Source organism: Nostoc sp. PCC 9305 (assembly GCF_963920915.1).
Lineage (GTDB): Bacteria > Cyanobacteriota > Cyanobacteriia > Cyanobacteriales > Nostocaceae > Nostoc.
Genome location: NZ_CAWUDN010000042.1, coordinates 1 through 12250, shown reverse-complemented (window position 1 = coordinate 12250; position 12250 = coordinate 1). Strand labels below are relative to the sequence as shown.

The following is a 12250-nucleotide window of genomic DNA, read 5'->3' as shown; positions in this document are numbered from 1 at the left end:
GCCCCTTCTCCCAATTTTGGGAGAAGGGGAGACAATTTCTAAATCCCTCTCCCAAGTTTGGGAGAGGGATTTAGGGTGAAGGCTTTTGATTCATGCAAGAAGTCTATTGAATTGAACCTCAACCCTTGACGCCGCTACCTGTTTCTGTAGGTACAATGTAACGTTGTAAAAACAGGAATAGTAATAATACTGGAGCGATCGCAATTACTGAGCCAGCAGCTACCAAGCGCCAGTCAAGGGAAAATGTACCTGCTAGCTTTGCAACTCCCAAAGGAAGAGTGTATAAATTTTCGTCTTGGATGACAATTAAAGGCCACAAAAAGTCACTCCAAGCACCAATAAATACAAAAATAGCTAAAGTTACCAGTGCTGGGCGAACTGCTGGTAACATAATATGCCACCATAATCCTAACTCCGAGCTGCCATCCATCCGGGCGGCTTCTTCTATTTCTTTCGGGACACTCATGAAAGCTTGGCGTAACAGAAAAATACCAAAAGCAGAAGCTAAACTCGGAAAAATCATCCCTAAATAAGTATTTCTCAAACCCATCTGGACTGTCAAAATATAGAGGGGAATCATCACGATTTGGAAGGGAATCATAATCGTAGAGACGATCGCTACAAAAATCCAGTCTCGCCCGACAAACGACAATCTGGCTAACGGATAGGCAGCCAAGGCGCAAAACAGCAGATTTAAGCCCACAGTCAGTACTGATACCAAGGTACTGTTATACAAGTATTGTCCAAAAGGTAGAGAGTTCCACACACTAGAGAAATTATTTAGTGTCGGTTGACTCGGTAGCAACTGTGGCGGCGACTGAAAAATATTTTCCGTAGGCGATTTCAAGGCTGTACTAATTAGCCATAGTAAAGGAAAGAGCATCAACAGTGCGATCGCTCCCAATAGCGCATACATTAGCAGAATCTGCGATCGTGATTTTTTCCAGTTCAGCATTTGATTAATAACTTTCCCAGTTCTCTAAATATTTATTACAACTTTCTTTATAACGCTACAACTTGCTTTCAATATTTTGCACTTGCTCAAATGTTTGGTGGATGCTCACACATTTCCACCCACATTTTCCGCACACGAGTTAATTGCAGGCGATTCATTTTTAAAGTAGAAATTGTTGCTCTACCAATGGTTGTAAGTCCTACAATTTCTGTAGCATCTTCACTCCAAGTAAAATGGTCTGCCCACAGTTGCTGTTGTGGATTAAATAATTTAACTTCATTCTGAGTATTAGGGTCAATTGCTGTTTGGCGAGTTGCTTTATAACGATTACAAGATGGACAAGCCAAGCATAGATTTTCAAATACAGTTTTCCCTTCAACAGACAAGGGGATGATATGCTCAAATTCAAAGGTAGTGACTGTTAAAGCTTCAGCAGTGCGACAGTAAGCACAACAATCAGCAAAATAATTACGAATTTCCTTTTTTAATTCAACAGGAATGTAAACACTCACGCTAGTTGCTGTTTATTTTGAAAAATATTTAAGGTATATCTAGCTCTAGTTTTAAGAATATTTAATTGGTCAACCTGTGCCAATAATCTGTCTAAGGTTTCAGTTTCGTCATCTGACAGATCATTGTCAGAATTTTTAACTAATAATTCCTGCAACTGTATCTGAGCTTTGGGAGATAAATAACTTTCTGCCAAAGCTTGCAATTCATCTATATTTAAACCAATCAATAATTCCGAATCTACAGATAAGTTAGTTAGCTGTTGATAAGTTTCTAAATCTAACAGTACTCCAACTTTTTTTCCCTCTGCGTTAGTGACATACTGAACTGAGTCAGACATGGCTTTACTTGAAAATTTGCTTAATTTTATTCTAACCTATCATCAAAAATCTGGTTAAAGCAATTAACCTAATTATTTTATTGAATTTATTTACATATTAATATCATTAAGTCTCTTCACTTTTTGAATTCCCTAATACTTCTAAAAAATCACATCACTCGTTGTTTATTTTTGCGTCACGTTCTTTTACATCACTCCATGTTTGACTATTGTGAATGATATCTTGTGCTTCAAGAAGAGAAAGACCAAAAGCCTTTTTTAAAATTCCAATTGATTCGGCTTTTGAATAATTACTCAATATTAAAAACTTAATAACAGATTCTTTTTCTGTGAATTCAGTCAACATTTTGTTAAACTTTTCAGTTAGTTCATTATCTTTATTCATAGTTTGTCCCAAATTTATAAAAGGCATTATGTTGCACAAATTAAATATTTATCAGATTCTTGAGGCATTAGTCTCATAAAAACCATCTACAGCAGTTATACAATTATTTATTCATTAAACCAAGATTACTGACTTATTTTAAAAGCCGGTAATCTTGGTATTTCACTTTTTACTAATTAGATTTAATTGGTAGAAAATCCGATACTGTACACACAGGTTTCAAAAGTTTCTCTTACAGTCTAAAGCCAATTCACAGTAGTTAATCTTCAACCGCTACATAAGGTTGTGGTTCCCGCGAACGTTGGGCAATTTGTTCTCGCCGATACTTTGCAAGTTCGCTGTAAAGCCTCTTACGAGAGAGATTTACGCTTCCAACAGGCTCATGGTCTAGCAGTGTATGCCAAGGGGAAAACAATATACCCTCATCTAAACGTTTGCGTTCTTCAAAGTCAAATTTCTGACTAGGAATGCGAACAGTTGCAACTTTAATAAACGGTGAATCTGCTTCTTGCCATTCCTGAACGTGGTCTTCAATCGGTGTTTTGTCATCGTCTACATAAAACTGAATTAGGAAGTCAAAAAAAGCTTCTCTACCTTCTTCCGTTAAATATTTGACCAGCGTTTCTCGGAGGTAATTTTCTGATTCTGGAAGTGTTTCTGGTGGTTGTTCGGGTTGTTGAGATTTTACAGATAATTTTACAATGCGACTACCAAACTTAAACGGAGCCATACTCCAATATTGAATCAAAAGTGGATTTATTACCTTGTGGCTGCCAATTTTTTGCAAGATAGCAAAGGCGTAACCAAGTTCTTCAAGCCTTTCTGGGGTAAGTTGTCCACTACCTGCTCTGGAAAGATCGGCGTAATCACGAACGTCTTTAGTCAAGAAAATAGGATAATTGTTAAGTATAAAATCTTGGGTTTTTTCTTCATCATCCAGGGCTTTTTGCCCTTCCACATTCATCACTTTGATGGCGATACCGCGAACATCAGGTTGGCTATCGGAGTTGAATTTACCACGTTTTTCAGGCGCACCACCACTAGATAAACGAATCCACGCAGGATAGGTTTGGGGCGTTTTGAACAAGCCTACTCTCAGGTCTTCAGAAAGATTAGGTTCAATAATAAACTCTCCCCAAAGGAGTCCATGACTTTTGCTATGAATTTGGCGGAGGTCTGGGCCTGTTTTTTGTTGAGCTTGGAGGCTACCTGCGATAATATCGTCGATTATTGCTTCCTGCTCAGTGGTAGATGATGTTGGGTTAGTCATAAAACATTTGATAATGTGTCCTCATTATCCTGAATCCTGGAACCTTTATGAGTCAATCCGGTTTCCGTACAAATAACTTGTAGTGGTTTATCCCAAGGTTCAATAGGTATATGAGACAAATACGCAAAATCAAAGACAATTCCAATAGTCGGCTTTGTCTGCCACTCCGGTAAACTGAGCAAGCGATCGTAATATCCGCCGCCATAACCCAAACGATATCCTTGATAGTCGCAAGCTACACTGGGTACAAGAATCAAATCTACTTCCGCAGCATCTAAGATTGGAGCGTCGGGGTGTGGTTCAGTAATGCCATAAGCGCCGCTTTGGACAGAATCATTCGGTGTCCAAATATGCCAAGACAGGGATTTATTAACGCAGCGAGAAAATCCCCAACGGCATTTGGTGTTTGTAAATAGTGGACTGAGGTCAGGTTCTTGGCGAAAGCTGAAATAAGCAAGTATTGTTTTTGCTTGGGTGAATAAAGTAGAGTTTTGTAAATGAGAGCATAAGCGATCGCTTTTTTCTCTCCATTCTCCAACGGACATTGATTGACGTGTTTTGAGTAGAGTACGGCGCAGTTCTACTTTATTTAGTTGATGATTAACTTTGTCCATAAAAATAGTCAAAAAAATAAGCTGGGCATCACCCAGCTTGTATCACTCTACATTTACCAGAACATTGTTATGCAGCGTGTTGACGATACCACTCAATGGTATTCTTTAGCCCTTCTTCAAAGCCTACCTGAGCTGTGAAATTAAAGGCTTGCTTTGCCCGTTCAGTATCTAAACAGCGGCGGGGTTGACCATTAGGCTTATCAGTTTGCCACACAATTTCCCCCTTAAACTCCATCAATTCGCAGATTAGAGTTACTAAATCAAGAATGGAGATTTCATAACCAGTTCCCAAGTTAACTGGTTCCGATTCGTTATAGAATTGAGTCCCCATCACAATCCCCCGTGCTGCATCTTCTGAATACAGAAACTCACGCGTAGGACTGCCATCACCCCAAACTGCAAGTTGCTTTTCTGCATTAATTTGGGCTTCGTGAACTTTGCGAACTAATGCTGGAATGACGTGAGAACTTCCAGGGTCGAAGTTATCTTCTGGGCCATATAAATTTACTGGCAGTAGGTAAATTCCATTAAAACCGTACTGCTGACGATAAGATTGTAATTGAACTAAAAGTGCTTTTTTGGCAATTCCGTAAGGGGCATTAGTTTCCTCTGGGTAGCCATTCCAAAGATCGTCTTCTTTGAATGGCACTGGAGTGAATTTGGGATAGGCGCAGATTGTGCCAACACAAACAAATTTTTCTACTCCCGCTTGATAGGCAGCATGAATGAGCTGGGTTCCCATAATCAAGTTATCGTAGAACAACTCTGCGGGTTTTTCGCGGTTCAAACCTATGCCACCGACATGAGCTGCTAGATGTATGATTATGTCTTGCTGGTCAACTGCAAATTGGCTATTTTCCCAGACGCGCAAATCGCGATCGCGCGATCGCGGTATTGTAATTTTATCGCGATCGGCTCCTGCTTTACACAGTTGATCTATCACCTGACGGCCTAGAAACCCCGACCCACCAGTGACTAGAATCCGTTTATTTTTTAGTTCTAAGGCGGTCATATTTTATCCTCTGTGATGCGAATCAGAAGTGCAAAGCGCCCAGTGTTTGACGAATAGTTGCAATATCATCTGGAAATTGCGAACCTTTTCCATTGGGTGAAGTATGACCCAATGCTTGTAAGTCTGCTTCTACCATTAGGGAAACTAGTTCTTCAAAGGTTACTGATGGTGTCCAGCCCAAGTTCTGCCGTGCTTTGGTAGAATCGCCAATCAACAACTCTACCTCAGATGGACGCAGGTAACGCTCATCAAACTCTACATAATCTTGCCAATTAAGATTCACATAACTAAATGCTAGTTCTAAAAACTCGCGCACCGAGTGGGTTTCACCAGTAGAAATTACGTAATCGTCTGGCTGGTCTTTCTGCAACATCAACCACATTGCTTTGACGTAATCCTTTGCATAGCCCCAATCTCGCTTGGCATCTAGATTACCCATGTAAATCTTTTTCTGCTTACCAGCAACAATACCAGCCACGGCTCTAGTAATTTTACGGGTTACAAAGGTTTCACCCCGCCGTGGTGACTCGTGGTTAAAAAGTATACCGTTACAAGCAAATAAATTATAAGATTCACGATAATTTACAGTTTGCCAGTGAGCGTAAACTTTCGCACAGGCATAGGGACTGCGGGGATAAAAGGGCGTTGTCTCAGTTTGAGGTATTGCTTGTACTAAACCGTACATTTCTGAAGAACCCGCCTGGTAAAATCGCACCTGAATTCCGGTACGATGCTGGTAGTCTCGAATTGCTTCCAACAGACGCAATGTCCCCATTCCTACTGCATCTACTGTGTATTCTGGTGAATCAAAGCTGACTCTGACGTGGGATTGAGCGCCGAGGTTGTAAATTTCTACTGGCTTTACTTCTTCTAAAATACGCCGTAACGTTGTACCATCCGTCAAGTCGCCGTAGTGAAGAAACAACCGTACTCCCTCTTTGTGGGGGTCTTCGTAAATATGGTCGATACGGTCTGTGTTGAAGGTAGAAGTCCGGCGAATGATGCCATGAACTTCATAACCTTGTTCCAACAAAAACTCACTTAGATATGAACCATCTTGTCCAGTAATACCAGTAATCAACGCTCGCTTCTGTTGCGTCATACTCAATTATCCCTTATTGTCTTTGATTAAAAATTTACAGCCAATCTGATACAACCTAGCAACTAATTGCTGAATTGCCTAATGGGAAACCTACGAGTTCTTGTGATTATGAGACTTTTTCCGTAAATAAATATACTTAACAAAAAGTAATTCAGCACGTAAGTTCAACATTTAGATAGCTCAAGATTATTTAATTATGTATATTTTCTTTTACCAGATAGATCGAGATTATTTTTATATATGTTGTTTTTTGTCAAAACTTCATATATCTCTAGTTTTATGAAGACTTAATAAAATAGCCATTTTAAATTAGACTTCTGGCAAAAGTGCCAAAGATCCACACTTACAGAAGTCTGAATATAAGTAGAAAAGCACAAATTATAGAAAGAAAAATGAGCAATCCTTTAGCTTGAGGGGAGAATTGTACTTAGGGGCATTAACTGCCCCACAGAATCCACCCTAAGTAGTTACTCAGTATGCGCCGTTATTTTTGGGTAAAATTACGACATCAACAGTTTTCAGTATGATCCATAAATCAAGCCAGAAATTCCTAAATTTGACATAATGCAGGTCTATTTGGACTCTCCGAGGATAGGGAATGTCATTACGCCCAGATACCTGCCACAATCCAGTAATTCCTGGACGGATTGTTAAAATCTCGTCAATGTGACAACCGTATTTTGGCAGTTCTTCTGCTACCAAGGGTCGGGGGCCGACTACACTCATGTCCCCTTTTAAAACGTTCCAGAACTGGGGAAATTCGTCTAAGCTAGTAATTCGCAAAAATCGACCAATTTTGGTAATCCGGGGGTCTTGTTTCAGCTTAAAACTGCTCTCAAATTCTTGCCGCAATTCGGGTGATGTTTCCATCATTTGCATGAGGATTTCGTCCGCATTGCTTACCATTGTTCGGAATTTAATACAACTAAACGCTTTGTAATTTTTCCCTACCCGTTCCTGGACATAAAAAATTGGTCCTTCTGAGCTAAAGGCAATCAGCAAGGTCAAAATTAAGTAGACGGGGAAGAACAAAATTAATACCGACAGCGAAAACACTATATCGAACAGTCGTTTGGCTAACTCTCCGTTTAAACCCTGAAAAGATAAACCTTTGGGCTTAACTTTTGGCGTCTTTGTTTTTTGACCGCGTTTTAAGAAACGCGTAGACGCTCTAGTGTCTTGCCTTACGCCTCGCTTGCCGGAGAGGAGTGAGCTCTGGGCAGTCATCATACTCCTTAATAATCCACACCACACATAGTCCCAATATTAAAGCCAAAATGAGATGCTTCTGGGGGAAATTGCCAAAAGCCTAAAAAAATCAGACGTTAATCAAGACCATCATTGGAAAAATGGTCTTTTTTCGTTGCACTTGTTTACAAAATCTAGATAACGATCTGCAAAGATTTGCGGTGAAAACTGCGCGGCGTGCGATCGCATATACTCGGAATTGAACGAACCCTCATACATTTCAAACTTTTCTACTGCCTCCACTAAAGCGGCCTCTGTTTGCGTCCTGAAAAATATACCTGTCCCTGTATCCACACAAGAGTGGATATCTCGCACTGTTTCTAAAGCGCCTCCTGCACCGTAAGCAATCACTGGCGTGCCGCAGGCCTGTGCTTCCACTAGGGCAATCCCAAAATCTTCACAGGCTGCATACACAAACGCCTTAGCCTTAGACATATATTTTTTTACCACATTATCGGGTTGCCATCCCAGTATTTGGATGTTGGAGTTTGCCATCTCGCGAATCTTGTTCATTTCATCTCCTGTACCAATGACTACTAATGGTCGTTTTAGTTGATTAAAAGCCTTGACAATCAACGATATTTGCTTGTAACTTACCAACCGAGAAACTGTCAGGTAAAAGTCCTCTTTCTCAGACAAAAATGGGAATTCTGCAATATTCACTGGTGGGTAAATGACTGTTGCTTCTCGTCGATAGCAACGCCAAATCCGCCGAGCTGTATGCTGCGAGTTGGCAATGAAGTAATCAACGCGATTGGCACTCAATACATCCCACTGGCGCAAACGATGTAATAAATATCGTGTCACCCACCCAGGTAAACCATTACCCAGTTTGCTGTGGCGCAGATAATCAAAGGTCAAGTCCCAGGCGTAGCGCATAGGGCTGTGACAGTAGCAAATATGCATCTGTTCGGGAGTGGTAAGGATTCCTTTGGCAACAGCATGGGATGAAGACAGAATTACATCGTAATGCCGCAAATCAAGTTGTTCAATTGCCAAGGGCCACAAGGGCAAGTATTTTTGTATACCGTTGCGGGCATAGGGAAAGTTCTGGAGAAACGTCTTGCCAATTTGACGCTTGTATAAATAACTTTCTCTATTGCTGGATTCAAAATCTATGAGAGCATACAAATCAGCATCAATGTGATTCAAAATTTCTCGTACAACGAGTTCTGAACCACCGGTGGCTTTGGGTGTTAGCCACTCATGAACCAGAGCATATTTCAAGGGCACAGCTAACTTGAATAAGTGGAAAATACAAAGGCTAACTTGATGACGTTAACTGAAAAGTTTCCCCTTGTGATTAATTAATGGGAAGCGCCCCAGATTAGCACATAAGACGGAATCTTTCCCTCAGAGGTTCCAGATGGATGCGGCAACCTGATAATCTCATGAATGGGGAGTCGGGAATAGGGAGTCGGGAATGGGAAATAACCAATAGTTATTCTTCCCTTGCTTTCCCCGCTTCTCCTGCTTTTCCACTCCTCTACTCCCTACTCCCTTGATAACAACTGATATAGAAAGGGTGAATTTATGCGAATTCTGATTATGGGTGGTACTCGGTTCATTGGTGTCTATTTGACTCAACTACTAGTGGAAAAAGGACACGAGGTAGTGCTGTTCAATCGTGGGAATCGGCCAGCACCTTCTTTAGAGGGAGTAGGACAAATTATAGGCGATCGCACAGATGCAACTCAATTAAAGGCAAAGTTATCACAAGAAAACTTTGATGTCATTTTTGACAATAACGGACGCGAACTTACTGATACTCAACCACTAGCAGAAATTTTTCAAGACCGAGTACAACATTTTGTATACATGAGTTCTGCGGGGGTGTATCTCAAATCTGACCAATTGCCCCACATAGAAGGCGATGCTGTAGATCCCAAAAGTCGCCATAAGGGTAAACATGAAACAGAAGCTTATCTGACTCAATTGGGATTGCCTTTTACCTCTATTCGTCCTACTTATATCTACGGGCCTCGTAATTATAATGAGTTGGAAGGCTGGTTTTTTGACAGAATTGTGCGCGATCGCCCCATTCCTATCCCCGGAAATGGCTTGCATATCACGCAGCTAGGTCATGTAAAGGACTTGGCGCTGGCAATGACTCAGGTTTTGGGCAATAAACAAGCCATAGGACAGATTTATAATATCTCTGGCGATCGCTTTGTCACTTTTGATGGTTTAGCCCGTGCTAGCGCTGTAGCGGCTGGCAAATCACCCGATGCTGTCAAAATTGTCCACTACGACCCGAAAAAGTTTGATTTCGGCAAGCGCAAAGCATTTCCGATGCGGGTGCAGCATTTCTTTGCTTCGGTGAATAAAGCGCAAACAGAATTAAACTGGCATCCTGAATATGATTTGATTTCTGGTTTACAAGACTCTCTGCAAAATGACTATTTGGCTAATGCAAAAGATAAAGCTGATGTTGATTTTTCTGTAGATGAGGAGATTTTACAAGCGTTGTGAGCAGTAGCCAAGGCGAATAGAATTCGCGGCTACACTGGCATTGTCCACCTCCGCGGACTAAGGTCAAATTAAGGGTTTGAAACCCACGGAGGTGGGTTTTGTTTGTCTAGCGAGGTTTCTAACTGCCCGTTTCGCTTAAGTTGACTGATGCGATCGCATTTTCATAACTCATCAGGGTTAACGCCTAACTCTCGCAGTTGTGCTGCTAATTTGTTAGCACGTTGACTTTCTCGTTCTAGTTTTTCTAGCGGCGTGGGAAGCCAATTCCCGGATGCATCATACCAACGTAGCCACAATCGCTCAATTCCTTGGTAAGAACCTTGCCAAAGTCCTAAGCCTAGTTCCAAACCCGGCATCCACAGCCGTGGGGTACTCAAGTCCAATTCGTTGTAACGGTCTGCAACTAATTGGAATGCTTGGAGCTTGTCAGTGTAACGGTCAAAAACAATGTAGTAAGGAACTCGCAAAATCCGCTCATAAACTTCCCATTTGGTCGGTGGTTGGTTAATCTCCCGCAGAGTTTGTCCTAAGTCTTCTTTTTCAGTGCCAGGAGAAAGCAATTCTACCACTACAAAAGGAGCAACCCCTTCTTGCCAAATGACATAACTTAGACGCAAGTTTTGCTGTTCGTAGAGACGCGAAACTCCCACAGCAGCAAACCAATCTGGACGTTTGTACCACAGTGTATGCCGGAGATCATAATAAAGGTTTAAGTCAGTGCCAACAAATACTTCCTCTGCTGGATAGGTAGGTGGACAAAAGGTTTCGCGCAGAAGTTGGGGTTGAAAAAGGTGAAATTCGTCAGGCAAACCAGAGTCCTCCGGGTATTCACTGGGAAGATCATACATGGTGGGTAGGGTTTCTTTTGCAGGGCGAGGTGGGTCTGTTTGGTACATAAGGCGAATCCTGACCGACTAATTTTAAGTTAACGGATCACGGCAAAGGTTTGCTCAACGCAAAATCAAATATATTTTCTTCTACCTGGGGAAGACGCGATAAATTGCGTCTTTAGTCTTTACTGAAACAGGAATGAAAATTTTATTTATTAGTCAGGCAAACGTTTTTTAGAATTGCCTGAAGGCTACTGAAACTAGTTTCTGTAAATACTATTGTTGGTTGATAAAATGATCCAGGTTTTGCAATATCCACTCCACAATATTCTAGAGTCTCGTGCCCGCTTAGGTGAAGGCCCCGTCTGGGATTCTACCCAAAACCTACTGTACTGGATCGATATTTACAACCATCGTGTACATCAGTTCAATCCTGCGACGGGGAAAGACTTGTTTTTTGATGTGGGAGATGTAGTAGGTGCGATCGCAACAGCAGGAAAAGATAGATTAATTATGGCACTGCGTCATCATCTGGCATTTCTCAACACCAAAACAGGTAAAGTTACTCCCATTTTGGAGATTGAAGGAAATCTGCCAGATAACCGTCTCAATGATGGGAAATGTGACCCTCAAGGTCGCTTTTGGATTGGTTCAATGTGTTCTTTGGAAAAACCGCAGGCTAGCCTCTATCGCTATGATCTTGATGGTTCATTGCATCTGATGGAAACGGGATTGACTATCTCTAATGGTCTGGGGTGGAGTCCCGATCAAAAAACGTTTTACTTGAGTGATTCTCCTCAACAAAAAATATATGCTTACGACTTTGATTCAGTAACAGGTAACATTACTAATCGCCAGATTTTTGTTGATTTAACTCATGAATCTTTCTACCCAGATGGGTTGACGATAGATAGTCAAGGAAATATTTGGTCAGCTATGTGGGATGGCTGGTGTGTGATTCGTTTCAACCCCAAGGGTGAAGAGATATTGCGGATCAATTTACCTGTGCAATTACCAACCAGTTGCACTTTTGGCGGCGAAGATTTGCAAACACTCTACATTACCACTGCTTCAGTTGGACTCAGCCAAGCGGAGATAGGAAAAAGTTTCTACTCAGGTGATTTATTTGCTCTCAAAACTGATGTTACTGGATTACCTAGCTATGATTTTGATAAATAAAGTAGTATCTGTGTCAAGGTGAGGCGCTAAATTGCCTCTCATCTTTGTTCAACTCAACTCTTTATTTGTTTGTGAATTCTAAAAATTCCGAGTTTTGAACTTTTGATCTTGAAGTTCCGGGTTCAAAGGTGCAACTTCCGAGTTCAAAGGTGCAACTTTTGGGTTCAAAGGTGCAACTTCCGAGTTCAAAGGTACAACTTTTGGGTTCAAAGGTGCAACTTCCGAGTTCAAAGGTACAACTTCCGAGTTCAAAGGTACAACTTCCGAGTTCAAAGGTGCAACTTCCGAGTTCAAAGGTGCAACTTCCGAGTTCAAAGGTGCAACTTCCGAGTT

At 41.3% G+C, this 12250-nt stretch carries 14 protein-coding genes; 2 read left to right on the top strand and 12 right to left on the bottom strand.

Annotated features, from left to right (window positions below; genetic code table 11):
• Nucleotides 1–118: 118 nt before the first annotated feature.
• The 10 genes from ACM0OX_RS17230 to ACM0OX_RS17185 form a co-directional block, all read right to left on the bottom strand.
• Nucleotides 119–955: a carbohydrate ABC transporter permease gene (locus tag ACM0OX_RS17230; protein WP_334716902.1), complete on the bottom strand. Its 837-nt coding sequence runs from the start codon at nt 953–955 to the stop codon at nt 119–121.
• An 86-nt stretch (nt 956–1041) separates the two neighbouring features.
• Nucleotides 1042–1467, bottom strand: a complete 426-nt coding sequence (locus tag ACM0OX_RS17225) for an HNH endonuclease (protein ID WP_414516324.1) — start codon at nt 1465–1467, stop codon at nt 1042–1044.
• Nucleotides 1464–1805, bottom strand: coding sequence for a hypothetical protein (locus ACM0OX_RS17220; RefSeq protein ID WP_414516323.1), 342 nt, complete (start codon nt 1803–1805; stop codon nt 1464–1466). Before ACM0OX_RS17220 ends, ACM0OX_RS17225 begins: the two co-directional genes overlap by 4 nt.
• 154 nt (nt 1806–1959) lie before the next feature.
• Complete coding sequence (locus ACM0OX_RS17215; protein ID WP_414516322.1) at nt 1960–2190, bottom strand: hypothetical protein; 231 nt, start codon at nt 2188–2190, stop codon at nt 1960–1962.
• Nucleotides 2191–2449: 259 nt separating this feature from the next.
• Entirely contained in the window at nt 2450–3460 is a 1011-nt protein-coding gene (locus ACM0OX_RS17210; RefSeq protein WP_414516321.1) for a catalase family protein, read from the bottom strand.
• Complete coding sequence (locus ACM0OX_RS17205; protein ID WP_414516320.1) at nt 3457–4074, bottom strand: 5-formyltetrahydrofolate cyclo-ligase; 618 nt, start codon at nt 4072–4074, stop codon at nt 3457–3459. Before ACM0OX_RS17205 ends, ACM0OX_RS17210 begins: the two co-directional genes overlap by 4 nt.
• A gap of 67 nt (nt 4075–4141) precedes the next feature.
• Nucleotides 4142–5086: a GDP-L-fucose synthase gene (locus ACM0OX_RS17200; protein WP_335191424.1), complete on the bottom strand. Its 945-nt coding sequence runs from the start codon at nt 5084–5086 to the stop codon at nt 4142–4144.
• Nucleotides 5087–5108: 22 nt separating this feature from the next.
• The gene (gene gmd, locus ACM0OX_RS17195) at nt 5109–6188 is read right to left on the bottom strand and encodes a GDP-mannose 4,6-dehydratase (protein WP_099099379.1); all 1080 of its coding nucleotides are present in this window, start codon (nt 6186–6188) and stop codon (nt 5109–5111) included.
• Nucleotides 6189–6659: 471 nt separating this feature from the next.
• Nucleotides 6660–7415, bottom strand: a complete 756-nt coding sequence (locus ACM0OX_RS17190) for a sugar transferase (protein ID WP_289799924.1) — start codon at nt 7413–7415, stop codon at nt 6660–6662.
• Nucleotides 7416–7526: 111 nt separating this feature from the next.
• Nucleotides 7527–8669, bottom strand: coding sequence for a glycosyltransferase (locus ACM0OX_RS17185; RefSeq protein WP_414516319.1), 1143 nt, complete (start codon nt 8667–8669; stop codon nt 7527–7529).
• A gap of 300 nt (nt 8670–8969) precedes the next feature.
• On the opposite strand from ACM0OX_RS17185, the gene ACM0OX_RS17180 reads away from it, so the two are divergent.
• Nucleotides 8970–9908, top strand: a complete 939-nt coding sequence (locus ACM0OX_RS17180; RefSeq protein WP_414516318.1) for an NAD-dependent epimerase/dehydratase family protein — start codon at nt 8970–8972, stop codon at nt 9906–9908.
• 161 nt (nt 9909–10069) lie between these two features.
• Here ACM0OX_RS17180 and ACM0OX_RS17175 read toward each other — a convergent pair whose 3' ends face one another.
• Nucleotides 10070–10804: a Uma2 family endonuclease gene (locus ACM0OX_RS17175; protein ID WP_414516317.1), complete on the bottom strand. Its 735-nt coding sequence runs from the start codon at nt 10802–10804 to the stop codon at nt 10070–10072.
• Nucleotides 10805–11032: 228 nt separating this feature from the next.
• On the opposite strand from ACM0OX_RS17175, the gene ACM0OX_RS17170 reads away from it, so the two are divergent.
• A complete protein-coding gene (locus tag ACM0OX_RS17170) occupies nt 11033–11917 on the top strand; it encodes an SMP-30/gluconolactonase/LRE family protein (protein WP_414516316.1) in 885 nt (294 codons plus the stop codon).
• Nucleotides 11918–11995: 78 nt separating this feature from the next.
• On the opposite strand, the gene ACM0OX_RS17165 is transcribed toward ACM0OX_RS17170, so the two are convergent.
• A partial coding sequence (locus tag ACM0OX_RS17165; RefSeq protein ID WP_414516315.1) for a hypothetical protein occupies nt 11996–12250 on the bottom strand: 255 nt, incomplete at its 5' end.